The sequence below is a fragment of the Micromonospora sp. NPDC049523 genome, assembly GCF_040676775.1.
Lineage (GTDB): Bacteria > Actinomycetota > Actinomycetes > Mycobacteriales > Micromonosporaceae > Micromonospora_G.
Map to the genome: position 1 here is coordinate 13,253 of NZ_JBFAPP010000003.1, position 25,363 is coordinate 38,615.

Here is a 25,363-nt window from a genome sequence, read left to right on the forward strand (position 1 = left end):
ACCCGCCCAAGATCCGCGCTCAGGTAGAGAAAGAGTGCCCTGCCACCCGGGGGGGTGGGGGTGGGGGGATTGTGATGGCGGGCATCGTCGGGGCGCCCCGGAGGGTGGGTCCGGGGCGGGGTGCGACGATCTGGACATGACGGACCTGGTCGGCCTCGCCGACGTGCACGCCGCGCGGGAACTGCTCGCCGGCATCACCCGTACCACCCCGTTGGAGCCGTCCCGGCCGCTCAGCGCCGCGCTCGGCGGGACGGCCTGGCTCAAGTGCGAGCACCTTCAGCGGGCCGGGTCGTACAAGGTGCGCGGTGCGTACGTGCGGATCGCCCGGTTGTCGCAGGAGGAGCGGGCGCGCGGTGTGGTCGCGGCCAGCGCCGGCAACCACGCCCAGGGGGTGGCGCTCGCCGCCGGCCTGCTCGGCATCGACTCGACCGTCTTCATGCCCGTCGGCGCGCCGCTGCCCAAGGTGGCGGCGACCAAGGGGTACGGCGCCCAGATCGAACTGGTCGGCAACACCGTCGACGAGTCCCTGATCGCGGCCCGGGACTTCGCCGAACGCACCGGGGCGGTGTTCATCCACCCGTTCGACCACCCCGACGTGATCGCCGGCCAGGGCACCGTGGCGCTGGAGATCCTGGAACAGTGCCCGGACGTGAAGACGATCGTGGCCGGGGTGGGTGGCGGCGGACTGGTCTCCGGGATCGCGGTCGCGGTGAAGGCGCTTCGCCCCGACGTACGCGTGATCGGGGTGCAGGCGGCCGGCGCGGCGGCCTTCCCGCCCTCGTTGCTCGCCGGGCGGCCGGTCCGGCTGCCGGCGTTCGCGACCATCGCCGACGGCATCGCCGTGGGGCGCCCCGGCGATCTCACCTTCGCCCACGTGAGCAAGCTGGTCGACGAGGTGGTGACAGTCTCCGAGGAGGACATCTCCCGGGCCCTGCTGATGCTGCTGGAGCGGGGCAAGCAGGTGGTCGAGCCGGCCGGCGCGGCCGGGGTGGCGGCGCTGCTGGCCGGCGTGGTGAAGGTCGAGACACCGGTGGTCGCGGTGGTTTCCGGCGGCAACATCGACCCGCTGCTACTGCTGCGGGTGATCGAGCACGGGCTCGCCGCGGCCGGGCGTTACCTGCGCCTGACGGTGCGCTGCATCGACCGGCCGGGTCAGCTCGCGCTGCTGCTCAGCCAGATCGCCGAGCACCGGGGCAACGTGGTCGACGTGGTGCACCAGCGGCACAACCCGCACCTGCGGCTCGGTGAGGTAGAGGTCGCGCTCTCGGTGGAGACCAGGGGAGCGGAGCACTCCGACCGGTTGATCAGCGCGCTGCGGGCCAGTGGTTACCAGGTGGCCTTCGGCGAGGCGGCCGGCTAGGGACCGGCGGCCCCCGGGGCGGTGAGGTTCGACCGGGATCGGGGAGCCCGACCCCGGTCGAATCACGATCGGAAGATCGACCGGTCAGCCGGCGAACGGCTCGAAGCCGACCACGGTGACCTTGATGTCCGCACCGCTCGGCGCGGTGTATGTGACCGTCTGGCCCGCGCGGGTGCCGAGGATGGCCTTGCCGAGCGCGGATTCCGGGCTGTAGACCGTCAGGTCCGTGGTGGCCGCGATCTCCCGGGAGCCGAGCAGGAAGGTTTCCTTGTCCTCCTCGTCGTCGTCGAAGTGGATCGTGACGACGGTGCCCGGGGCGACCGAGTCGGCGGTCGGCGCCTCACCCACGGAGGCGGTACGCAGGAGTTCCTGGAGGTAGCGGATGCGCCCCTCCTGCTTGCCCTGCTCCTCGCGGGCGGCGTGGTATCCGCCGTTTTCCCGCAGATCGCCTTCTTCGCGCCGGGCGTTGATCTCCGCGGCGATCACCGGCCGGCCGGCGATCAACTCGTTGAGCTCGGCCTGCAGGCGGTCGTGCGCGTCCTGGGACAGCCAGGTGGCGGGCGCCTCGCGGTCGGTCGTGGACACAGACGATCTCCTTGGGTAAACGGACTGCTGCGGACAGGAACGAAGTACCAAGTTACCAGTGCGCTACACACCGGACGGGTGATGATTTATTGCCGAACTGAACTGAAGGGCCCCGATCGGCTCAGAGCCGGTGTCCAGGGGCCTCGCGGCGCGGCGGTTCGGGGCTGGTCCGGCCCCGGCTCAGTCGGCCGCCCGGCAGCGCAGTACCTCGCCGACCAGGGCCTTGGCGGTGGTGGCGAGCTGGTGCTCGACCACCGGCTGCCGCTCGCCGGGCGGGGCGTCGACCCGTACCTCTTCGCGGGCGACCTCGGCCCCGTCGCGGGAGCGGGCCCGTACGGCACAGATCGCCGAGCCACCCGCCGGCACGGTCACCCGGAAGACCAACCGCAACTGGCTGTCGGTAATGTCGGTGTAGGTGATCACCTGGGCGTCGTAGGTGGGGTCGCCGTACTGTCGGTAGAGCCGGGCGGAAGCCAGTCCGAGGACGGCCACCAGGGCCACCACCAGCAGTACGCGTAGCCACGGGCGGCGACGTCGGGGCGCGCGCCGGTGTCCGTACCGGCCAGCGGGGAAGACCGGCGCGTCGGAAGAACGAGTGGCGTTCGTCTCGGTCACCGGGCACATCTCCTGCGGGGCGTTGTCGGTGGCATCGGCCAGAATGGCAGAGTCCATCTTCGCAAACGGTTACCGAACGATACCGGCAGGTCAGCCGGTCGAGCCGCGGGGGCTCGGCGGCAGCACGGACGAGGAGCAATTCGTTGGCAGAGCAACTGCGTCTCATGGCCGTACACGCGCATCCCGACGACGAGTCGAGCAAGGGCGCGGCGACCATGGCGAAATACGTCGCCGAGGGCGTGAGCGTGCTCGTCGCGACCTGCACCGGCGGTGAGCGGGGCAGCGTCCTGAACCCCAAGCTGGACCGGCCGGACGTCTGGGCGAACATCGGCGAGATCCGCCGGGCGGAGATGGACGCGGCCCGGGGCATCCTCGGCGTCGAGCAGGCCTGGCTGGGCTTCGTCGACTCCGGGTTGCCCGAGGGGGACCCGCTGCCGCCGCTGCCGGAGGGGTGCTTCGCGCTGCAGGACGTCGCCGTCGCGACCGGTTCGCTGGTCCGCCTGATGCGGGAGTTCCGTCCGCACGTGGTGACCACCTACCCGGAGGACGGCGGTTACCCGCACCCCGACCACATCATGTGCCACAAGATCAGCGTGGCGGCGTTCGAGGCCGCCGGTGACCCCAGCCAGTTCCCCGAGCTGGGGCCGGCGTGGCAGCCGCTGAAGCTCTACTACGACATCGGCTTCTCCAAGGCGCGCTTCATGGCGCTGCACGAGGCGGTGCTGGCGGCCGGGCGGGAGTCGCCGTACGAGGAGTGGCTCAAGAACTGGGAGGACCGCCCGGACAAGGGGCCCCGGGTCACCACCCGGGTGGAATGCGCGGAGTTCTTCCCGGTACGCGACGACGCGCTGCGGGCGCACGCCACCCAGATCGACCCGGACGGTTTCTTCTTCCAGGTGCCGATGGAGATCCAGCAGCGGGCCTGGCCGACCGAAGACTTCGAGTTGGTCAAGTCGTTGGTGGAGAGTCCGGTGCCGGAATCCGACCTGTTCGCCGGAGTACGCGAGACCGCCCGTGCCCGCTGACCTCGCCGGGGCGTACTGTGGTGGCAGCTCGCCTATCGAAGGATCCCAGTCATGCTGACCGCTGTTGACGTGCTTGCCGCGAACAACTTCGGGGACACCCGAACCGGTGGCCTGGCCGGCCCGATGGGCCTGTTCCTGATCGTGGTGTTGGCCATCGCCACCGTTCTGTTGATCCGCAACATGAACGCGCGACTGCGCAGGCTGCCCGACCGGTTCCCCGACCAGCGCGGCGACGAACCGCTCGGCCGGGTCGATTCGTCCGTTCCGGGAGCCGTCGAACCGGACTTGGCAGAGGAATCTGATGGGAACGCTCCCAGGGCCTCCCACCTGCGCAGTAACGGTCACTCGACGACATGATCACGGCTAAACCGGCCAGGCGCCCCCTGTTGCGCCAAACCGGTTTGGCTTAGCCTTCCGCCGGGGACCAAAAGTCCCCGCACCGTGCGCGGGAGGGGGCGCCGATGAGAGTCAGACCCGACGCCCGAGGCGGTGCGCGGCCCGAGCAGGCGCCGCGTCGGTGGACGGCGGGCGGAGGCGGCCCGTGACATCCGGCCGGCCGGCCGCCGCACGGGTGGCGGCCCTGGTCGGCATCTCCGAAACTCCTCGGCGGATGCTCGTCCTCACCGCAGCCGTGCTCGCCGCCGCCCTCGCCGCCGCGGTGGTGGGTCTCGCCGTACCGGCGGACCTGCCGCCGGACGACCCGCTGAACTCCGTCACCCCGCTCGGCCGACTGGCGATCGTGGCCGGCGTCTTCGCGCTCGCACAGCTGGCCCGGCTCCGCTTCCGGGTCGCCTCCGGCACCGTCAACGTCACCTGGGGCGAGGCCGCGCTCGTCATCGGTCTCTACCTGGCGCCCGCCGGCTGGCTGCCGGTCAGCGCCCTGGTCGGGGCCGGACTCGGCTGGGGACTGCTGTCGATCTTCCCTGATCGGCGCTCGCCCGTCGAGGTCGTGCACATCGCCGCCTCCCTGACCGCCGCCGTCGCGCTGGCCACCGCCGTCACCACCGCCCTCGGCAAGCCGCTCGGTGCGCCGCTGACACCCGCGCTCACCGTCGCGCTCGTGCTCGGTTCGCTGACCTACCTGTTCGCCACCGGCTGGCTGGCTTCGCTCACCATGTCGCTGCGCCACCGGCTGCCGATGGGACCGCTGCTGCTGCGCGCGCTCCGCGGCAAGCTGCCGATGTTCGTCGGCAACGTGCTGGTCGGCCTGGCCGTCGTCACCATCCTCGAACACAGCCTCCGCTGGCTGCTGCTCCTGCCACCGCTGTGGTGGCTGTTGCAGCAGACGTACAGCCAGCGGCTGCGTACCGACGACGAGCGGCGTACCTGGCGGGCCTTTGCCGAGGCCACCGGCGCGCTGAACCAGCTCGACGAACGCGGCGTGGCGACCGCCGGGGTGCAGGGCGCACTCGCCGTGTTCGGCGCGGACCGGGTGGACCTCCACGTCGCCCGCAGCGGCGGCCGTTGGCGGCGCTACCGCGGCGGTGGCGGCGAGCCGGTCGCCGACCTGGACCTGGTGACACCACCGGAACCGGAGAGCGGCCCCCACCTGCTGTCCCGCACCCTGGAGGTGGGCGCCAAACCGGTCGGCGAACTCCGGGTACGGTTCCCCCGCTCGGTGCAGCCCGGCGAGCGCGACCGGGACGTGCTGTCCGCGTTCGCCGACGCCCTGGCCGCCGCGCTGCACGACGCCGCCACCCACCAGGAACTGCGGATCATGGCGGCCCAGTCGTCGTACGAGGCGGTGCACGACCCACTGACCAAACTGGTCAACCGTGCCGCGATGCTGAGCAAGGGCGACCTCGCGCTGCACCGGCTCGGACACGACCACCCGGTAGCGCTGCTCCTGCTCGACATCAACAACTTCAAAGAGGTCAACGACACCCTGGGACACGCCGCCGGGGACGAGTTGCTCCAGGTGACCGCCCGCCGGCTGCAGGAGCTGCGCCGCGACGGCGAGGTGCTCGGTCGGCTCGGTGGCGACGAGTTCGCCCTGCTCGTCACCTCGCTGCCGGCCACCCCACTGCCGACGCCCGCCGTACCGGCGCTGCAACTGCCGGTCGCCACCGAACTCAGCGTCTTCGGCGAATGGCCCGCCTCGCTGCCGTACCCGCTGCGCCGGGCCCGCGAGATCGTGGAGGAACTGGCCGCACCGACCGAGGTGGCCGGCGTACGGATGTCGGTCGAGGCGTCGGTCGGTGTGGTGGTGGCCGGGGCGGGCACCGCCGACATGACCGAACTGCTGCGCCGGGCGGACATCGCGATGTACCAGGCCAAGGCGGGCGGCGGCAGTGTCGCCAGCTACGACAGCAGCCAGGACGCGGCCAGCACCGACCAGCTCGCGCTCCTCGCCGAACTACGCGAGGCGCTCGCCGCCGACGACCAGCTCATGCTCGCCCTCCAGCCCGCGGTCGACCTCGCCACCGGCGCGCCGACCGGGGTGGAGGCGCTGATCCGCTGGCGGCACCCGCGTCGGGGCCGGCTCGGCCCGGTCGACTTCGTCCGGACCATCGAGGGCAGCGAACTGCTCGGCCCGTTCACCCGGTACGTGGTCGACAAGGCCCTCGCGGTGGCCGCCGACTGGGCCCGGCACGGACTCGACGTACCCATCTCGATCAACCTCTCCGCGCGCAGCCTGCTCGACCCCCGGCTCCCGTCGGAGGTGGCCGAGTCGCTGCGCCGGCACCAGGTTCCGGCGCACCGGCTGGTCCTGGAGATCACCGAGACGGTGGTGATGAGCGAGCTGGGCGTGATCGACGAGGTGCTCTCCGAACTGCGGGCGATGGGGATCCAGCTCGCCGTGGACGACTTCGGCACCGGCTTTTCCTCGCTCACCTTCCTGACCCGCATCCCGGTCGACGAGCTCAAGGTGGACCGGTCCTTCGTGATGGCGATGGCCGACTCGCCGGAGGCGGCGGCGATCGTCCGGTCCACCGTCGGGTTGGGCCGCGAACTGGGCCTGCGGGTGGTTGCCGAGGGTGTGGAGACCGCCGACCAGCGGGCCGCTCTGGCCGAGCTGGGCTGCACCGCGGCCCAGGGTTACCACTTCTTCCGGCCGATGGGCTCGGACAAGATCGTCACGGTGTTGCAGACCCAGCTCGACAACTCCCAACAGGCCCGGATCTTCCCCCTGCACGCCGACGGCGCGTCCTAGAGCCGGGGGACACCCGCCCGCCGCCGGCCGCCGCTGGATATGGTCGTCGGGTGAATCGACTGGCGAGCGCGACCAGCCCGTACCTGCTCCAGCACGCGGAGAACCCGGTCGACTGGTGGCCGTGGTCCGACGAGGCGTTCGCCGAGGCGAGGCGGCGCGACGTACCCGTGCTGATCTCGGTGGGGTACGCGGCCTGCCACTGGTGCCACGTGATGGCGCACGAGTCGTTCGAGGACCCAGCGGTCGGGAAGCTGCTCAACGACAACTTCGTGTCGATCAAAGTGGACCGGGAGGAACGGCCGGACGTAGACGCGGTCTACATGACCGCCACCCAGGCGATGACCGGGCAGGGCGGCTGGCCGATGACCGTACTCGCCGCGCCGGACGGCACGCCGTTCTTCTGCGGCACGTACTTCCCGAGGGTCAACTTCGTCCGGTTGCTGGAGTCGGTCACCACCGCGTGGCGGGACCAGCGCGAGGCGGTACTGCGGCAGGGCGCCGCGGTGGTCGAGGCGATCGGCGGCGCGCAGGCCGTCGGCGGTCCGACCGCCCCGCTCACCGCCGAACTGCTCGACGCCGCCGCGGAACAGCTCGGCCGGGAGTACGACTCCGTCAACGGCGGGTTCGGTGGCGCCCCGAAGTTCCCGCCGCACATGAACCTGCTGTTCCAGCTCCGGCACTACCAGCGCACCGGTTCCGAGCGCACCCTGGAGATCGTCCGGCACACCGCCGAGGCGATGGCCCGGGGCGGCATCTACGACCAGTTGGCCGGTGGTTTCGCCCGCTACTCGGTCGACGCGCACTGGACCGTGCCGCACTTCGAGAAGATGCTCTACGACAACGCCCTGCTGCTGCGGGTCTACACCCAGCTCTGGCGGCTCACCGGGGACCGGCTGGCCCAGCGGGTGGCGGGGGAGACCGCCGCGTTCCTGCTGAACGATCTCGGCACCCCCGCCGGCGGGCTGGCGTCCGCCCTGGACGCGGACACCGGGGGCGTCGAGGGCGCCACGTACGCCTGGACCCCGGCCCAGCTCGTCGAGGCGCTCGGCACCGACGACGGCCGCTTCGCCGCCGACCTGTTCACGGTCACCGAGGCGGGAACCTTCGAACACGGCACCAGCGTGCTGGAACTCGGCCGCGACGTCGACGACGTCGACCCCGAGGTGGCCGACCGCTGGCAGCGCGTACGCACCGAGCTGCGGGCCGTACGCGACCTGCGTCCCCAGCCGGCCCGGGACGACAAGGTGGTGGCCGCCTGGAACGGGCTGGCCGTCACCGCCCTGGTCGAGTACGCGACCCTGACCGGCGACCCGGTGACCGCCGCGGCGGCGGTGGACATCGCCGAGGTGCTGGCGGGGCGGCACATCGTCGACGGGCGGCTGCGCCGGGTGTCCCGGGACGGCAAGGTCGGTGAGCCGGCCGGGGTGCTGGAGGACTACGGCGCGGTGGCGGAGGCGTTCTGCGCGGTGCACCAGCTCACCGGCGAGGGCCGCTGGCTGACGCTGGCTGGGGAGCTGCTGGACGTGGCGCTCACCCGTTTCGCGACCGGGCAGGGCGGCTTCTACGACACCGCCGACGACGCGGAGCAGTTGATCGCCCGCCCGGCCGATCCGACCGACAACGCCACCCCTTCCGGCCTGTCGGCGGTGGTGGCGGGGCTGGTGGCGTACTCGGCGTTGACCGGTGAGCCGCGCTACCGGGAGGTGGCCGAGGCGGCGCTGGCCACGGTGGCACCGATCGTGGCCCGGCACGCCCGCTTCACCGGGTACGCCGCCACCAGTGGTGAGGCGCTGCTCTCCGGGCCGTACGAGGTGGCGGTCGTCACCGCCGACCCGGTCGGTGACCCGCTGGTGGCCGCCGCCCGTCGGCACGCACCGCCGGGGGCGGTGGTTGTCGCGGGGGCTCCGGACCAGGAGGGGGTGCCGCTGCTGGCGGACCGGCCGATGCTGGACGGCGGCTCCACCGCGTACGTCTGCCGGGGTTTTGTCTGCGATCGACCTGTTCGTACCGTCGAGGACCTTGTCGCCCAGCTTTCCCGGCGGTGACCGACGTGCGCCGCCGCACCTGGGCGCCGGGTGCGGCGGTCGCTGGCGGGACCGCCCGCTAGGCTTGCCGGCGTTATGGATTCCCGAACCGGTCTGCCCGTTGTCGGCATGGTGGGGGGCGGTCAGCTCGCCCGGATGACCCACCAGGCCGCGATCGCCCTCGGCCAGTCGCTGCGTGTGCTGGCGCTCACCCCGGAGGACGGTGCCGCGCTGGTCGCCGCCGACGTCCGGTACGGCGACCACACCGACCTCTCCGCGCTGCGGATCTTCGCCAAGGGCTGCGACGTGGTCACCTTCGACCACGAGCACGTGCCGAGCGAACACATCCGCGCGCTCGCCGCCGAGGACGTGAAGCTCTACCCGTCGGCCGACGCCCTGCTCTACGCGCAGGACAAGCACGCGATGCGGGAGCGGCTGAGCGCGCTCGGCGCGCCCGTACCGCGCTGGCGGCCGGTGACCGAGCCCGCCGACCTGACCGGGTTCGGTGACGAGGTCGGCTGGCCGGTGGTGCTGAAGGCGGCCCGGGGCGGCTACGACGGCCGTGGGGTCTGGGTGGTGGCGGACGCCACCGACGGGCCCGCCCTGGTGACGAAGCTGCTCGACGGCGGCACCCCGCTGATCATGGAAGAGCGGGTGGCGCTGCGTCGGGAGCTGGCCGTACAGGTGGCCCGGTCGCCGTTCGGGCAGGTCGCGGCGTACCCGGTGGTGGAGACCGTGCAGCGGGACGGTATCTGCGTCGAGGTGATCGCCCCGGCCCCGGACCTGCCGGAGCCGCTGGCCCTGGCCGCCCAGCAACTGGCCATCGACATCGCGACCACGCTCGACGTGGTCGGCCTGCTCGCGGTCGAACTCTTCGAGGTCGCCGGCCCGGACGGGGGTCCGGCGCTGGTGGTCAACGAGCTGGCCATGCGGCCGCACAACTCGGGGCACTGGACCATCGAGGGGGCCAGGACCTCGCAGTTCGAGCAGCACCTGCGGGCGGTGCTCGACTACCCGATGGGTGACACCGCGCTGACCGCACCGGTGGTGGTGATGGCCAACGTGCTCGGCGGGGTCGAGGGCGGCATCTCGATCGACGAGCGGCTGCACCACCTCTTCGCCACCGATCCCGGCGCCAAGGTGCACCTCTACGGCAAGCAGGTCCGTCCCGGCCGGAAGATCGGCCACGTCACGGTCCTCGGTGACGATCTCGAACAGGTACGCGCCCGCGCCGCGCGCGCCGCACAGTGGCTCCAGGAGGGGCGATGACGGCTGCGCGAGCAGCGACCCGGGTTGGCCTGATCATGGGCAGTGACTCGGACTGGCCCACCATGAAGGCCGCCGCCGAGGTCCTGGACGAGTTCGGGATCGGCTACGAGGTACGGATCGTCTCGGCGCACCGTACGCCGGTCAAGATGATCGAGTACGGCCAGCAGGCCGCCGGACGTGGCCTCAAGGTGATCATCGCGGGCGCGGGTGGCGCGGCCGCCCTGCCGGGCATGGTCGCCTCGGTGACCCCGCTGCCGGTGATCGGTGTGCCGGTGCCGCTCAAGCACCTGGACGGCGTCGACTCGCTCTACTCGATCGTGCAGATGCCAGCCGGTATCCCGGTCGCCACGGTCTCGATCGGCAACGCCCGCAACGCCGGGCTGCTCGCCGTACGCATCCTCGCCACCGGCGACGACGCGTTGCTGGCCAAGGTGAGTGCGTTCCAGGAGTCGCTGGAGGCACTGGTCGAGCAGAAGGAAAAGGCCCTCCAGGCCAGCCTCGCCGGCTGAGCGGGTCACCGCCAGCCGTACGCTCCTCTTCGCGTAGTCGCGACCTGGGCGGTTCGGTCAGCTCTCGCCCAGCACCTCGCGCAGCCGTACGACGAACGCGTCGGCCTCCTCGACGAAGCCGAGGTGGTCACCGGGGAAGATGGTCGGCTCGATGCCGAGCGCCGTGGCCAGCGCACGCGACGTACGGTCGCAGATCTGGTCGGTGGAGCCCTCGCCGATGCCGACCACGATCCCGACCCCCGACGAGCGCAGGGCGGCGAGATCGGGCCGCCAGTGGGTGGTCCCGCGCAACTCGTGCGCGAACCAGAAATACTCGTCGGCGGCCTGCTGCGGTTCGCGCTTGCCGCCGAAGACCGTCTCGAACATCTCCTCCGGCATGTCGATGTTCGCCTGGTCGAGGAACTTCGCCCAGGCCCCGCGGACGTCCCCGGCCAGGTGGGTGGCGATGATGTCCTCGGTCTGGGCGTGCAGTTGCTCGCGGTCCGGCAGCAGCTCGATCAGCGGCGCTTCGTGGGCGACCACGGTGCGCACCAACTCGGGGTACGCCTCGGCGAGGGCGAGCGCGGTCACGGCGCCGCCGCTGGAGCCGAGCACCGTGGCCGGGCCGGCGTTGAGGTGGGCGAGCAGCAGGGAGAGGTCGTCGGCGCGCAACTGCGGCGTCGACTCCTGCTCCGGGTCGTCCAGCACGCTGCGTTTGACCCCTCGCGGGTCGGTGGTGAGCACGGTGTGCTCGGCGGCCAGCAGGTCGGCCAGCGGCGCGAACGACGTGGCGTCCATCGGGGCGCCGACGAGCGCCACCAGTGGGCCCTCACCGCGTACCTCGTAGTAGAGCCGGGCGCCGGGGATTTCGAGGGTCCGGGCGGTGGTGGGAACGGTCGAGGTCGAGCTCATCGGGTCCTCCTGGTCACGGCGGCGTCCACATCTGAACGAACGACCTACCCGCCCGTCGGCAACGTGAACCAGGCGTAATTCAGGAGAGCACGGCAGCGGTAACCCGCCGAGCCTGGTCGGTCAACGCATGCCGCGCAGGGCACCCCGGAGGCGTTCCTGGGCCTGCGTACGCCGTTCGTTGCTCGCGCCGAGCACCAGCAGCACGATGCCGACCGGGATCAGCACCAGCCACGGCCCGAAGACCGTCAGCAGGTGCAGGGTGGCGACGACAGTCACCGCCGCACCGATGATCACCGGCGCCTGCTGCCGCCGCCACGAGCCGAAGATCAGTACCGCGACACCGCCGAGCAGCAACAGGATCTGGCGCAGGTCGCCGCCCTCGCTGCCCAGCACGATCACCAGTGTGGGCAGGAACGCGGCGACCAGGGCGGGCCCGTACGCGACCCAACTGCTCAGGTCGGGGCGCTGGCGCAACTCCAGGATGCCGACCAGCAGCGCGAGCGCCGCGAACGGCAGTGTGTACGCCTCCGGCAGGGCCACGTCGGCGACGCTCATCAGCAACCACCAGGCGCTGATCTCGCACGCCACCGCGGCCCAGAACAGGATCCGCCGGGCGATCACCCGCCGTCCCGGACGGGTGGCGGCCACCCCGAGTACGGCACCCCAGGCGGCGAGCAGGGCGGCGATGTGCCGGGGCGAGTCGAAGGCCAGTGCCCCGGCGATGAGCGCGGCTCCGTACCCGGTCCACTCGACCGTGGCGGCCTCGCGCAGCGACTCGGGTTGGCGCAGCCGGGGCAGGGTCGCGGCGAGCAGCAGCAGCGCCGCACCGACCGCGAGTACGCCGAACGCGGACCAGACCGGGTCCAGCCCGGCGACCAGCCCGACGGTGAAGACGAAGAGCTGGGCCATCACCGAGGCGAACAGCCAGCCGAGGATCCTGGCCGCCTGGGTCCGGCCGGCGAACGCGGCGATCGCACCGACGGCAACCGCGGCACCCAGCGTGAACAGGGTCAGTTCGCGGGTTGCCAGGGCACCGGCCAGCCCCGCACCGCCGGCCGCCAGCCCGATGGCGAAGACCAGGATCCGGGCGAGTCGCAGCGACCGGGCCCGTTCCACGTCCGGTGGCGGCGGGGTGAGCGCCAGCCCGAGCATCGCGATGGTGAAGACGGCGAGCGCGGCCATGGTGCTGTTCGGCCAGCCCAGCCCGATCGAGATCGGCGCGATCAGCACGGTGATCGCCGCTCCGGGCAGGACGACCGGGATGGCACGGGCGGGTCGGCCACCGGTGAAGCCGGTGGCGGCCAGTGCCGCCGCGACGGTCAGCAGCAGCGCGGCGAGTACGTGGGTGGGGTCGACCGCGCTGCCGGTCGGGTTCGCGATCGTCTCCGGCGCCCCGTCCCAGATCCCGTAGAGCACCTGGTACGGCTCCACCAGCGCGGCGACCAGCACCGGTCCCAGGGTCGCCACGGCAACCAGGGTCGGCAGTACGGCGGCGGCCATCGCCCCCACCGCCGGGCTGATCGCCCAGCGCCCGCGCGGTTGGTCCGGCATCCGGCGTACGGTGCCGCCGAGCATCACCGACCAGCGCCGGATCGGCCGGATCCCGGAACCGGGCGGCGGGGTCGCCGACCGGGCCAGTTCGGCGAGTACGCCGAGCAGCGCGGCCGCGGCGGCGTAGACGCCGGTGGGCAGGTCGGTCGGGATGGAGGCGCAGGCGGTGATGGTCGCCCCGCCGACCACACCGAGGGTCGCGTACGGCAGGTAGCGCGGCACCCACCGGCGGGCGAGGGTGAGCAGGGCGACGCCCAGGCTCGACGCGGCCAGGGCGCTGGTCAGCACGATCTCGGCCGGGGAGCCGAGGGCGGCGGCCAGGGCGGCGAACGCTCCGGGCAGGGCGAGCAGCGCGCCACCGGTCGCGGCGCCGCCGATCTGGCCGAGGTGCGGCGGCATGTCGTCGACGGGTTCGGCGCGTCGGTCGGGATGACGGTCGGTTTCGTCGTACCCGAGGTCGTCGTCGTCCGGGTCGTCGGGGTCCGTACGGGCGGTGTCGGGCGCGGTGGAGTAGTTGCCGACGACCCGGGCGAGCACCGCCACCACGAGCCCGACCAGGGCGATCACCCCGAGGGCGGCTGCCGTGGTCCAGGGCCGGACCAGGCTGGCTCCGACCGCGTGCAGGGCCACCACGGCGGCGACGGTGGCCCGGGTCAGACCGGCGCGGGGGTCGGCGGCAGCGGCGGCGGCCATCCCGTACGCGATCGCCACGGCCCCACCGACGACGATCGGGGACCACCAGGGCAGGCCGAGGGCGGCCGGGGTGCCGATGGTGGCGAGCCCGACGCAGACACCGGCGATGTCGTACTTCCACGGTCGGGGCAGCGCGGCGGCGGCCGCGGCCGCGAGCAGGACCAGCGCGATCGGGGCCTGCCAGGCGCTGCCGCCGGTGCTGCCCATCGGCCACGCGTCGAGGTCGGCGGCCCAGATCCGGCCCGGGGTCGCCAGCACCCGCAGCCCACCGCTGAGCGCGGTGTAGCCGGCGATGAGGGCGATCACGCCACCGCTGAGCGCGACGCCGAGGATCGGGCCGCGGCGCCAGTCCTCCGGCAGCGCGCGTACGCCGACCGCGACGACCAGGACGAGCCCGGCGGCGGCGGCCAGTTCGGCGCCGGGGGCGAGGATGCCGGCGATCCGGGCGAGTGCGCCGACCAGGCCGGCGGTCGCGGCGGCGGCGGCGAAGTCGGAGCCGTCGAGCAGCCGGTCGGCGCGCCGCCCGGAGTCGATCGACGGGGCGAGGAAGAGCAGTACCGCGGCGACCATGAGCAGCGCGCCGACCCACGCGTCGGCGACCGTGGCGCCGGGTGCGCCGAACGCGGCGGCGGTGACGGCGAGCGCGCCGAAGCCGGTGCCGAGGGTCAGCGGCAGGCTGATGTGACGTTGCGAGACCTGGGCGATGGCGGCGTACCCGAGGGTCGCGCAGACGGCCAGGTAGCTGGCCGCGAGCACCGGCTCGGTGGCGTCGCGCAGGGACATCGCGGTCGGCGTCGGGTCGACCGGTACGGTCGCGGCGACAAACGCGGCGACCGCTCCGGGCAGGGCGAACGCGGCTCCACCCGCGGCCCATGCGGTGACCAGTTGGGCCGATTCGCCGAGTGAGATGGCGGGCAGGCGCGGCGCCAGGCTGATCAGCAGCCCGGCGACGGCCAGGGTGAACAGCACCGCCGCGGTGAGGCTGGGCCGGGCCGCCGCCGCTCCGGCCCCGGCCAGCCCGAGCACCGCCGCCGCGCAGGTATGGGCGAGCGCGGCCCGGCGGGTGTCGGCGGTGAGGCCGACGACACCGATGCCGATGGCGACGAGGACCGGTGGCCACGGTGCGGCCATCCAGGGCAGTCCGAGCGAGGCCGGGGCGGCCAGTGCGGTCAGCGCGGCGCCGGTGACCGCGAACTCGCGGCGTACCTCGGAGGGGAGCGCGAGCACCGCGGCGATGGTGAGCAGGAAGGCGGTCGCGGCGAGCTGCCAGGCGGCCGGGCCGACGGTGTCCGCGAGGGTCGCCGAGTAGTCGTCGAGGTCGGCTCGCCACACCGGCAGGGCGGCCTGGATCGGTGCCAGCGCCGCGCGCAGCGCGCCACCGGCGACGACCACACCGATGACCACCAGTGCGACCGCCGAGGCGAGTTGGGGCCCGCGTCGGGCCGCCGCCGGCACGGCGCGTACACCGAGGCCGGTGAGGGCGACGACGAGGGCGATGAGGAGCAGTGCCCGGCCGGGTAGCGCGACGGCGGCGATCCGGCCGGCCGCGCCGATCACCGCGAGGGTCAGGATGCCGGCGGCGAGCGCGGGCAGCGGCGCCCGGCCGATCATCAGCGCACCGGCCAGGCCGATCGCGGCGGCCAGCACCAGCACCACACCGGCGCGGAAGGCGCCCGGCACGGTCTCGGTGCCGACCAGGGCGACCACCGCGTAGAGCAGGGCGCCGCCGACGGCCAGGCCGTGCAGCGCCCAGGTCAGTTCGCGCAGCCACGGTGTGCTCGGCACGGCGGTGGCGGTCCAGGAGGCGGCGGTACGGGCGGGGCGCGGCGGGTCCGGTTGCTGCGGCTCGCGGGGCGTACGGCCGGTCCGCCCGTCCCGCTGCGAGCCGGGCACGATGAGTACGGCGTCCGCCTCTTCCGGTGCGGACTCCGGCCGGTCCAGCCCACCGTCGCCGTCGTCGTCGGTACGCCGCTGCGGGTCGCCGGTGCCCGGGGCGTCGTCGACGGGCGCGGGACCGGTCCGGGAGGCACCGGGCCGCCGCTGTGCCGGGGGCGGCGGCGCCACCAGGCGGCCGTCGCGGGTGAACACCCGGGCCAGGATCAGGTCGATCGCGGCAACCGCGGCGAGTACCAGGGCCCACCCGGTCGCCCCGTTGATCCACTCGTACGCGAGCAGGGGCAGTACGGGCTGTCCGGCGATCACGGTCGCGTACCGGCCGACGTGCAGGCCGGTCATGCTGCCGTACAGCCAGCCGACGCCGGCAGTGACCAGGCAGGTCAGGCCGGCGAAGACGCTGCCGGACAGGCCACTGGTCCAGACCGCGTCGATGGCCCAGACGGCGTACCCGTTGAGCGGCACCAGGAGCAGGCCGACGGCGGCGATCGTCTCGGCCGTGGCGGTGAGCCCGCGCCGGGCCACCACCGGCGGTGCGATCAGCATCAGCGCGGTCGCGGTGAGCAGGATCGCCACCCGGCTGAAGTCGTTCTGGGAGCTGATCGCGACCGCGGCGAAGGCGACCGCGGCGACGCCGAGCAGCAGCGCGCCGAGGCCGAGCAGGATGTTCTGCACCTCACGCGAGGAGGCTTCCGGCTGGTTGGCCGGCGGCGGCGTGGCGCCGGGGCGGCCTGTGGGACGGCGGATCCCGGCCGGTGCGGTACGTGGTGGTGGTGGCGGCGGGGGCGGTGGCGGTGGGGCTTCGCCGCCGCTCGGGGCGGAGCGGGGCACCCGGGGCGGTGGTGGCAGACCCGGTTCGGCGGTCGGGGGGCGTCGCCCGGCGCGGCGGCGCAGCACCCGCCGGGGCTTGGTCGCCTGTTTGAGTCGTTCGTCGTTGGCGTGGGTGAGGATGTCCCGCTGGAACAGCGCGGCCTGCATCTTGGCGGCGAGTTGGCGCTGCTCGCTGGCGATGGCCGCGTCCCGCATCTTGATCTCGGCGATGGATCGTTCGATCCGGGCCAGGTCGTCGGCCCACTGGCCCTGCTCGGCCCCGCAGTGCGGGCAGCGGGGTGCGGCTTCGATCTCCCGGCCGCACGAAGAGCACCGGTACGTACTCATGCAACCTCCCGAGCCGGGGCCAGCAATGTGGACTCAACTGGAAGCATGCCGAAAGCAGGCAACCGTTGAACAGACCCTCGCCGGTGGGAGATCGGAAAAAGCCGGTCACGGATCCGGGATGGATCCGTGACCGGCCGGGTAATTCACGTCCGGGAGTGCTGCCGGGTCAGGGGCGACCCATGCCTCGGTATTCCCAGCCGGCCTGGGTCCACAGTCCGGAGTCGAGGCAGTTGCGGCCGTCGACCACCCGGCGACCGGCGGCGAGTTCACCGAGGGCGACCGGGTCGGCGTTGCGGAAGTCGGCCCACTCGGTGAGCACGCAGACCAGGTCGGCGCCGGTGACGGCGTCGTTCATGCTGGCCTCGTAGTTCAGGTCGGGCTGCGCCCGGCGGGCGTTCTCCATCCCCTCGGGGTCGAAGATCCGCACGTCGGCGCCGGCCTTGGCGAGCAGTGCCGCGACCGCCAGCGACGGCGCGTCGCGGACGTCGTCGGAGTTGGGCTTGAAGGTGGCGCCGAGGACCGCGATCCGGGTGCCGGACAGGTCGGGACCGGCCGGGCCGTAGCGGCGGCCGAGCAGTTCGGCGGACAGCTGCAACACCCGGGTACGCCGCCGCAGGTTGATCAGGTCGACCTCGTGCAGGAACCGGAGCGCCTCGCCGGCACCCAGCTCCTGGGCGCGGGCCTGGAACGCCCGGATGTCCTTGGGCAGGCAGCCGCCGCCGAAGCCGACGCCGGCCTGGAGGAACCGGTTGCCGATGCGCGGGTCGTAGCCGATCGCGCGGGCGAGCTGGGTGACGTCGCCACCGGCGACCTCGCAGACCTCGGCCATCGCGTTGATGAACGAGATCTTGGTGGCGAGGAAGGCGTTGGCCGCGACCTTGACCAGTTCGGCGGTGGCGAAGTCGGTGACCACCAGCGGAACCTCGCGGTCCTCGGTGGCGGCCAGGTCGAAGACGCCCTTGTGGGCGGCGTAGAGCATGCCGTTTGCCCACTCGCTCTTGACCCCGACGACGATCCGGTTGGGGCGGAGCACGTCCTCGACGGCGAAGCCCTCCTGGAGGAACTCGGGGCTCCAGGCGACCTCGACACCAAGGTCGGCCGGGATGTGCTTGCCGACCAGCTGCTCGATCCACTCGGCGGTGCCGACCGGGACGGTCGACTTGCCGACGATCAGCGCCTTGCGGGTCAGGTGCTGGGCGAGTCCGGTGACGGAGGTCTCGACGTACGACAGGTCGGCGCCCATGCCGTCGGCCCGTTGCGGGGTGCCGACGCAGATGAAGTGGACGTCGCCGAAGTCCGCGGTCTCCTGGTAGGAGGTGCTGAACCGGAGCCGGCCGGCGGCCAGGTTGCGCCGCAGCAGCTCGTCCAGGCCGGGCTCGTGGAACGGCACCTCGCCGCCCGAGAGCTTGGCGATCTTTTCCGCGTCGACGTCGAACCCGATCACGTCATAGCCGAGTTCGGCGAAGCAGATGGCGTACGTCGCACCCAGGTAGCCGGTGCCGAGGAAGGTCAGCCGCGGCCGCGCCGCGCCGGATGGAGGGCTCACCGCGACGATTGCCGGCTTGGGTTGTGTGCTCGGGTACGGGATTGTCACGCCTTTTCTCTCCGCTCGCACTGGGCGGCGCTTCCTTGCGTCGCGGTGGGCAGGGCGGCGTCACCACGACGCCAATTGGGACAAATCAGTTGGTACTACTTTTTCCGTGCGCTACTGCGAGGGCTCGGCTGGAACGCCGACTGCGCAGGCAACGACAGAGGCAGAGCTTACGCGGCCGGGTCCGGCCATCTCCCGTTCGGTCGGCATCTTCACAATCCCGCGCGACGTGGGTCCGGATGTGCGTACGTCGCGTGGTGCCGCCGTTCGCCCGATCCCACCTCGCCCAAATTGATCTTGCCCCCTCTATGTAAGGCACCTAGGCTCCGATCCACCTGACGCCCGCTTCGCAGAAGGGGACAAAAGTACTACATGAGAATATCCCGCGCTAACTACCTGCCGGCCCGTCGCCGGCTGGCCGCCGGGGCAGCGATCGCCCTGGCGACCTCGCTGCTACCCCTGCTCAACGTTACCGCCGCACACGCGACCACCCCGTCGCCGGCGTGTGTCCCCGACCCCACCGCCCACCTCGACTCGGTACCCAGCCCGGAGGCCGCCCTCGGCTTCCCGCTCGGCACCGGGCAGGAGCGGGTGGTCACCACCGACGAGATCCGTTCCTACCTCGGAGCCGTCGACGCGGCCTCCGACCGGGTCGTCTCCGGCACCATGGCGACCAGCGTGACCGGGCAGGCGCTGCCGTACGCGATCGTGTCGAACTCGGCTAACGTCAAGCCCGCCGCGCTGGACGCGATCGCCGAGCGGATCAAGGACCTGCGTGACCCGCGCCGGACCAGCCCGGCAACGGCCGCCGGTACCGCCCTGCGCGGCCCGGCGATCGTCTGGGTCACCGGCAACGTGCACGGTGGCGAGAAGAGCGGTGCCGACGCCGCCCTGAAGACCCTGTACGAGTTGGCCGCCGGGCTCTCCTGCGACGTGGAGAAGCGCAACCAGGAACTGGTCACGGTGATCGTGCCGACCCAGAACCCGGACGGGCGCGACGCCAACCGGCGGCAGAACGAGTTCGGGTTCGACCTGAACCGCGACTGGTTCTCCCGTACCCAGCCGGAGACCGACGCGAAGCTGGAGATGCTGCGGGAGTACCCGCCGCAGGTCTACATCGACGCGCACGAGATGGGCGGCCGGGAGTACTTCTTCCCGCCGAACGCCGACCCGATCCACCACGAGATCTCCAGCGAGGTCGTCGACTGGATCAACCGGATCGGCGAGGCCAACAAGGCGGGCTTCGGTTACAACGGTGCCTGCACCGCCACGGTCACCACCGAGTGCTACTTCAACTACGACACCTATGACCTGTTCTTCATGGGGTACGGCGACACCGTCCCGGCGACCGGCTTCGGTGCCGCCGGGATGACGTTCGAGAAGGGCAGCAGCTCGGCCGTACAGGACCGGGTGCAGCAGCAGTTCAACACGCAGTGGGCGACGCTCGGCTGGGCCGCGGCGAACAAGCGCGAGGTGCTGAACAGCTACTACAAGATCTGGCAGGACGCGCTGGCCGAGGGGGTGGCCGGCACGCTCTCCCCGAACGAGGTCGTCCAGCCCACCAACGAGGTCCAGTTCCCGGTGCCGGACGTCAACATCAAGTCGTACTTCCTGCTTCCGGACCGGCAGCTCGCCGACGTCCGGGCGCTGGTCGAGCGGCTGCGCAAGATGGACGTCGAGGTCTACGAGCTCAAGGAGCCGGTGACCGTACCGACGGCCAGGGTCTTCGGTGGGCGTACGGCGACCGACGTGGTCGTACCCGCGGGCGCGTACTGGATCAAGATGGACCAGCCGCAGAAGCACTGGATCCAGGCGACCCTGGGCGAGGACCCGTACACGCCGTTCCCGTACTTCTACGACGTGTCTTCGTGGAGCAACCCGCTGCTGATGGGGATCAACACGATCTACACCGGCGACGTGGTCAACCCCCGGGCCAACCGGGTCAAGGAGAACCGCGGCGGCACCACCTCGATCGTGCCGGACGGTGGCTCGTACCAGTGGAAGCTCGACTCGGCCGCGGCGGCCAAGTTCACCTTCGCACTGCTCGACAAGGGCGTACCGCTGGTCCGTGACCTGAGCACCAACCTGGTCGGCATGCGGTCCGCCCGGCTCACGCCGAAGCTGGACCAACTCGCCGCGTCGTACGGCGTGACCCTGCACCCGAACCGCCAGCCGGCCACGGGCGTCAAGCTCACCCAGCCCGACGTCGGCCTGTACGCCGGCACCGGGATCAGCACCACCTCCGGCTCGTACGGCGAGGCCCGGTTCGTGCTCGGCGACCAGTGGGGTCTCGACCTCACCACGGTGACCACCGCCGACATCAACGACAACACGACCCGGTTCACCGACCGCAGCACCCTGCTGGTGCCGGACGGCAGCAACGCCACCGGCGGGCTCACCGCCACCGGCCAGGCCAACCTGCGGGCCTGGATCTCGGCCGGCGGCACCTACATCGGGCTGCGCAACGAGGGCACCCGGATGGCCCGTGCGGCGGGGCTCACCTCGACCACCGAGGTGACCAAGCCGGCGGGTTACACCATGGTCGGCTCGCACCTGCGGGTGGACGTGGACCACGACAGCCCGGTGGCGCTGGGCCGGCCGGCGGAGGACTTCGAGTTCAACAACGGCGACTCGGTCCTGCGGCCGAGCACGACCGGTGTGAACGTCCTCACGTACCCGTCGGACGACCGGTTCTGGCACAACGGCTACACGGTCGGCGAGGACCTGCTCAAGGGCACGGTCGCGCTGGTCGACGAGCCGACCGGGGACGGGCACGCGGTGCTCTTCGCGTTCAACCCGCTGTTCCGGGCGTACAACGAGAGCGGCCTGCACCTGGTCGCGAACGCGCTGCTCTACCCGTCCGGCGACGCGCCCAAGACGCTGCGCCGGATGACCGACGCGGTGTCGCCGGAGCGGGCCGCGGCTGCCGCCGCACCCGCGCCGGAGAACCTGGGTGGCCAGTGGCGGCCGATCACCATCGAGGTGGCCGCCGCCGACCAGGCCAAGACCGAGGCCGTGATCGCGAAGTACACCGGTGACGCCCGCGCGTCGGTCGCCAACGGTTCGACCTACCTGGTCATCCCGAACCCGGACGGCCTTCAGGCCGACGAGCACCCGTACCTGGGTGACCTGGTCCGGGAGCTGCGTACGGCCGGAATCCCGGTGCGTTCGCTGGTCGGCTGACCGGGTCGGGTGAGCCGGTCGGCTGATCTTCCGGCCGACCGGCGAGACCCCGGCCGAACACTGGTGGACCCCGGTTGACCGGGGTCCACCGGGGGGCGGGGCTAGTGAACTTTGTTACCGTTCAGTAGCCCTGCCCCACCCGGGCGCGGTACAACTGGGTCGACGAAGTGTGTTCCCCAGGGGAGGGCCGCGATGAGCAGCGAAGCGTTCGACGTCTACCAACTGCCCGAGGAGCACGGGGCGATCCGGGAAGCGGTCCGGGCCGTCTGTGACGCCAAGGTCGCGCCGCACGCCGCCGAGGCCGACGAAACCGGCGAGTTCCCCAAGGCGTCGTACGAGGCACTGCGTGCCGCCGACTTCCACGCCCCGCACATCCCCACCGAGTACGGCGGCGCCGGTGCGGACGCGCTGGCCACCGCGATCGTGATCGAGGAAGTTGCCCGCGCCTGCGCCTCCTCCTCCCTGATCCCCGCCGTGAACAAGCTGGGCACCATGCCGCTGCTGCTGGCCGGCTCGGCGGAGCTGAAGCAGCGCTACCTGCCGCCGGTCGCCCGCGGCGAGGCGATGTTCTCGTACTGCCTCTCCGAGCCGGAGGCGGGCAGCGACGCCGCCTCGATGACCACCCGCGCGGTGCTCGACGGCGACCACTACGTGCTCAACGGCGTGAAGCGGTGGATCACCAACGCCGGCATCTCGGAGTACTACACCGTCTTCGCGGTGACCGACCCGACCGCCCGCTCGCGCGGCATCTCCGCCTTCGTGGTGGAGAAGTCCGACGCCGGGGTCAGCTTCGGCGCCCCGGAGAAGAAGCTCGGCATCAAGGGCTCGCCGACCCGCGAGGTCTACCTCGACAACGTACGGATTCCCGTCGACCGGCTGATCGGCGAGCCCGGCACCGGCTTCGCCACCGCGATGCGTACCCTGGACCACACCCGCGTCACCATCGCCGCGCAGGCGCTCGGCATCGCCCAGGGCGCGCTCGACTACGCCCTCGGGTACGTCAAGGAGCGCAAGCAGTTCGGCAAGCCGGTGGCGGACTTCCAGGGCATCCAGTTCATGCTCGCCGACATGGGCATGAAGCTGGCCGCGGCCCGCGAGCTGACGTACGCGGCGGCCGGGAAATCGGAGCGCGGTGACGCCGACCTGACCTACTTCGGTGCGGCGGCCAAGTGCTTCGCCTCGGACGCGGCCATGGCGATCACCACCGACGCGGTCCAGTTGCTCGGCGGCTACGGCTACACCCGCGACTACCCGCTGGAGCGGATGATGCGGGACGCCAAGATCACCCAGATCTACGAGGGCACGAACCAGGTGCAGCGGATCGTCATGGCGAGGCAGCTGCTGAACGGCGTCGCCTAGGTCATCTGCCGGGCTCGGGCCGAGGGGTCCTCTTCGCCAGGTCGGCGAAGAGGGCGACGGTCCGTTCCCGGTCCTCCGGCAGCCCGACCGGGAAGATGATCAACTCGGTCGCGCCGGCCTCGGCGAAGCGGGCCACGGTCCGTTCGACGACCGTTTCGTCACCGACGACCAGGGTGTCCTCCGGTCCGCCGAAGCCCTGCCGGTCGAGCAGGGCCCGGAACGTGGGCAGGGTGGCGGCCTGGCGGAAGGTCTCGGCGACGCTCGCCCGGGTCGCCGCCACGTCCGAGGTCACGGCCGCGAGCAGTCCGACGGCGATGCGCGGTACGACGCGTCCGGCGGCCGAGGTCGTGACGGTCGGGACGACCACCTCGTCGAGAAAGCGGGGCGTCACCCACATCGTCAGCGCGCCGTCGGTCAGCTCGCCCGCGAGGGCCAGCATCCGGGGACCGTTCGCGGCGAGCAGCAGGGGCGGCGGGGTGGTGCCGGGCGCTGCCACACCGCCGGCCGCGCTGACCCCGGCGCCGTCGACCTGCACCTCCTCCCCTCGAAGCACCGGTACGAGGACGTCCAGCACCTCCCGCGTGTGCCGTAGGGGAGGGTGCCAGTCCAGCCCGTACCGGCCCCGTACGACCGGTGCGTGGCTGGGGCCGACGCCGACGGTCAACCGTCCTGCGGTGGCGGCCTGTGTCGTCAGGGCCTGCGCGGCCAGGGCGAGCGGATGGCGTGGGTACATCCCCACGACCGACGTCGCCACCTCGATGCCGGGCGCACGGTCGCCCAGCGCGGCGAACACCGTGAGCGGATCCCAACCGCCGTGCTCGCCGAGCCAGAAACGCGAGAACCCGCGCGCCGCCGCGTCTTCGATCTCGTTCAGTAGGTCCGGGAGGGGGCCGGTGCCGTAGCTGGACAAACCAATTTGCATACGGCCAGCTCACCGCGTCCGGCTGCGTTGAACAATGGTCAAGTAGCCTCTCCAGCGATAAGCGATCGTGATCGGAGTGCCCGTGGAACTGCGGCAGTTGCGCTACTTCGTGACCGTCGCCGAGGAGCTGCACTTCGGCCGGGCCGCCGCCCGGCTCGCGGTGGCGCAGCCGGCGGTGAGCCAGCAGGTCGCGCGGCTGGAGCGGGAATTGGGGGTACGGCTGTTCCGGCGTACCTCGCGTCGGGTCACGCTCACCTCGGACGGGAGCCGTCTGCTGGTGGAGGCACGGGCCGCGCTGGCGGCTGTCGACCGGGTTCGGGGCGTCGCCGACGAGCTTTCCCGGGGCCGGACGGGTGTGTTGCGGCTCGGTACGAGCCCGGGACTCGGAGAACGGCTGCCCCGTGGGCTCGCAACGCTCCGTGCGCTCGCGCCGGACGTGGAACTCGTCCTCGTCGGCGGCCCCGGCCAGGCACATGCCGCCGCGGTCGGCGCCGGTGAGCTGGGTGCCGCCATCGTCCGCGGCGACGTCGAGGCACCGCAGGTACGCGCGTCACCGCTCGGGCACGACTCCTACTCCGCTGTTCTCCCCGCCGACCACCCCGCCGCGCAGGGCCGGACGGTACGGATCGAGGCGCTGGCCGATCTGCGGCTGCGGCTGCCCTCGCGGACCGAGGATCCGTCGCTGCACGACGCCGTACTCGCCCGGTGTGCCGAGGCCGACGTGCTGGTCCGCCGAGGCCGCGACCTCACCTCGGTGGAGGACACCGTATTCGAGATCGGTGCGGGCTCGGGTGCCTGGACGGTGTTGCCCGACACCCTGCTCGACGTGTCGTCGTGCGCGCGCAGCGTCGGAGCCCGTACGGTCGCCGTCCGGCCCTTCGACCCGCCGCTGCGTCTACCCGTACGCCTGCTTCTGCCCGCCCGACAGCCCGACCCGTGTGGTCAGGCCCTCGTCGACGCCTTCCGGTGAGCGGTCAGTCCGTCGCTGCCGGATCCGGCCCGGTCTCGGGGGATGTCCGGGGCGGGGCCAGCCCGGCGCGGATGATCGGGTAGACACGAAGCATCAGGTCGCTCTCGCTGCGAAAGCGTCGCATCGCCTGTAAGCCGACGATCAGCGTCTTGACGTCGCTGGCCTCCAGGTCGGGCCGGACGGTCCCGGCGCGCTGGGCCTGGTCGAGGATTTCGGCCACCATGCCCATGAACTCGTGCTCGGCGTCCGGCAGCGCCGCCACCAGGTCGAAGGCGTTGCCGGCCAACGCGTCGGAGAACCCCAGGTCGCTCGCGCCCTGCTCGGCCATCTGCCACAGGAACGCGTACAGCCCTTCTCCGGGGTCGGCCGCCGTCTGGGCCCGGGCCCGCTCGACGGCCTGCCGCAGCCGGTCGGCCACGATCGCCTGTAGCAGCGATTCCTTCGTCGGGAAGTGCCGGTACACGGTGCCCGCCCCGACACCCGCCCGGCGGGCGATCTCGTCGATCGGGACGCCGGCACCTTCCGTGGCGAAGGTGTCGTATGCGACCTGCAGCACCCGTGCCCGGTTCCGTGCCGCGTCGGCGCGTAGTGGTCGAGATCTCTCCGTCAAG

At 72.2% G+C, this 25,363-nt stretch carries 17 protein-coding genes; 10 read left to right on the forward strand and 7 right to left on the reverse strand.

Annotated elements, in window-relative coordinates:
- Window positions 1-136: 136 nt before the first annotated feature.
- Complete coding sequence (gene ilvA / locus AB0J90_RS04800; RefSeq protein WP_363592221.1) at window positions 137-1,360, forward strand: threonine ammonia-lyase; 1,224 nt, start codon at window positions 137-139, stop codon at window positions 1,358-1,360.
- An 84-nt stretch (window positions 1,361-1,444) separates the two neighbouring features.
- On the opposite strand, the gene greA is transcribed toward ilvA, so the two are convergent.
- Together greA and AB0J90_RS04810 are read right to left on the reverse strand one after the other, a co-directional pair.
- Window positions 1,445-1,945, reverse strand: coding sequence for a transcription elongation factor GreA (gene greA, locus AB0J90_RS04805; protein ID WP_363592223.1), 501 nt, complete (start codon window positions 1,943-1,945; stop codon window positions 1,445-1,447).
- A gap of 180 nt (window positions 1,946-2,125) precedes the next feature.
- A complete protein-coding gene (locus AB0J90_RS04810) occupies window positions 2,126-2,560 on the reverse strand; it encodes a DUF4307 domain-containing protein (protein WP_363592933.1) in 435 nt (144 codons plus the stop codon).
- A 143-nt stretch (window positions 2,561-2,703) separates the two neighbouring features.
- On the opposite strand from AB0J90_RS04810, the gene mca reads away from it, so the two are divergent.
- The 6 genes from mca (at window position 2,704) to purE (ending at window position 10,541) form a co-directional block, all read left to right on the forward strand.
- Window positions 2,704-3,585 (forward strand): mycothiol conjugate amidase Mca, encoded by an 882-nt coding sequence (gene mca, locus AB0J90_RS04815; RefSeq protein WP_363592225.1) that lies wholly within the window; start codon window positions 2,704-2,706, stop codon window positions 3,583-3,585.
- 51 nt (window positions 3,586-3,636) lie between these two features.
- Entirely contained in the window at window positions 3,637-3,942 is a 306-nt protein-coding gene (locus AB0J90_RS04820; RefSeq protein ID WP_363592227.1) for a hypothetical protein, read from the forward strand.
- Between the two features lie 253 nt (window positions 3,943-4,195).
- A complete protein-coding gene (locus tag AB0J90_RS04825; RefSeq protein ID WP_363592935.1) occupies window positions 4,196-6,739 on the forward strand; it encodes a bifunctional diguanylate cyclase/phosphodiesterase in 2,544 nt (847 codons plus the stop codon).
- A 50-nt stretch (window positions 6,740-6,789) separates the two neighbouring features.
- Window positions 6,790-8,784: a thioredoxin domain-containing protein gene (locus tag AB0J90_RS04830; RefSeq protein WP_363592229.1), complete on the forward strand. Its 1,995-nt coding sequence runs from the start codon at window positions 6,790-6,792 to the stop codon at window positions 8,782-8,784.
- Window positions 8,785-8,859: 75 nt separating this feature from the next.
- The gene (locus AB0J90_RS04835; protein ID WP_363592231.1) at window positions 8,860-10,032 is read left to right on the forward strand and encodes a 5-(carboxyamino)imidazole ribonucleotide synthase; all 1,173 of its coding nucleotides are present in this window, start codon (window positions 8,860-8,862) and stop codon (window positions 10,030-10,032) included.
- Complete coding sequence (purE, locus tag AB0J90_RS04840; RefSeq protein WP_363592233.1) at window positions 10,029-10,541, forward strand: 5-(carboxyamino)imidazole ribonucleotide mutase; 513 nt, start codon at window positions 10,029-10,031, stop codon at window positions 10,539-10,541. The genes AB0J90_RS04835 and purE overlap by 4 nt, the downstream gene beginning before the upstream one ends.
- Before the next feature lie 57 nt (window positions 10,542-10,598).
- Here purE and AB0J90_RS04845 read toward each other — a convergent pair whose 3' ends face one another.
- The 3 genes from AB0J90_RS04845 to AB0J90_RS04855 form a co-directional block, all read right to left on the reverse strand.
- Window positions 10,599-11,432, reverse strand: a complete 834-nt coding sequence (locus AB0J90_RS04845) for an alpha/beta hydrolase (protein WP_363592235.1) — start codon at window positions 11,430-11,432, stop codon at window positions 10,599-10,601.
- A 120-nt stretch (window positions 11,433-11,552) separates the two neighbouring features.
- On the reverse strand, window positions 11,553-16,727 hold the full coding sequence (locus tag AB0J90_RS04850) for a permease (protein WP_363592237.1): 5,175 nt from the start codon (window positions 16,725-16,727) through the stop codon (window positions 11,553-11,555).
- Window positions 16,728-16,893: 166 nt separating this feature from the next.
- Entirely contained in the window at window positions 16,894-18,321 is a 1,428-nt protein-coding gene (locus tag AB0J90_RS04855; RefSeq protein ID WP_326560917.1) for a UDP-glucose/GDP-mannose dehydrogenase family protein, read from the reverse strand.
- A gap of 369 nt (window positions 18,322-18,690) precedes the next feature.
- On the opposite strand from AB0J90_RS04855, the gene AB0J90_RS04860 reads away from it, so the two are divergent.
- Both AB0J90_RS04860 and AB0J90_RS04865 read left to right on the forward strand, forming a co-directional pair.
- Window positions 18,691-21,501 carry a M14 family zinc carboxypeptidase gene (locus AB0J90_RS04860; protein ID WP_363592239.1) on the forward strand — a complete coding sequence of 937 codons (2,811 nt, stop codon included), beginning with the start codon at window positions 18,691-18,693 and terminating at the stop codon, window positions 21,499-21,501.
- A 192-nt stretch (window positions 21,502-21,693) separates the two neighbouring features.
- A complete protein-coding gene (locus tag AB0J90_RS04865) occupies window positions 21,694-22,860 on the forward strand; it encodes an acyl-CoA dehydrogenase family protein (RefSeq protein WP_363592241.1) in 1,167 nt (388 codons plus the stop codon).
- A gap of 1 nt (window position 22,861) precedes the next feature.
- Here AB0J90_RS04865 and AB0J90_RS04870 read toward each other — a convergent pair whose 3' ends face one another.
- Window positions 22,862-23,782 (reverse strand): TIGR03564 family F420-dependent LLM class oxidoreductase, encoded by a 921-nt coding sequence (locus tag AB0J90_RS04870; RefSeq protein ID WP_363592243.1) that lies wholly within the window; start codon window positions 23,780-23,782, stop codon window positions 22,862-22,864.
- Between the two features lie 67 nt (window positions 23,783-23,849).
- On the opposite strand from AB0J90_RS04870, the gene AB0J90_RS04875 reads away from it, so the two are divergent.
- On the forward strand, window positions 23,850-24,752 hold the full coding sequence (locus AB0J90_RS04875; protein WP_363592245.1) for a LysR family transcriptional regulator: 903 nt from the start codon (window positions 23,850-23,852) through the stop codon (window positions 24,750-24,752).
- 4 nt (window positions 24,753-24,756) lie between these two features.
- Here AB0J90_RS04875 and AB0J90_RS04880 read toward each other — a convergent pair whose 3' ends face one another.
- Window positions 24,757-25,308, reverse strand: coding sequence for a TetR/AcrR family transcriptional regulator (locus tag AB0J90_RS04880; RefSeq protein ID WP_363592247.1), 552 nt, complete (start codon window positions 25,306-25,308; stop codon window positions 24,757-24,759).
- Window positions 25,309-25,363: the final 55 nt, after the last annotated feature.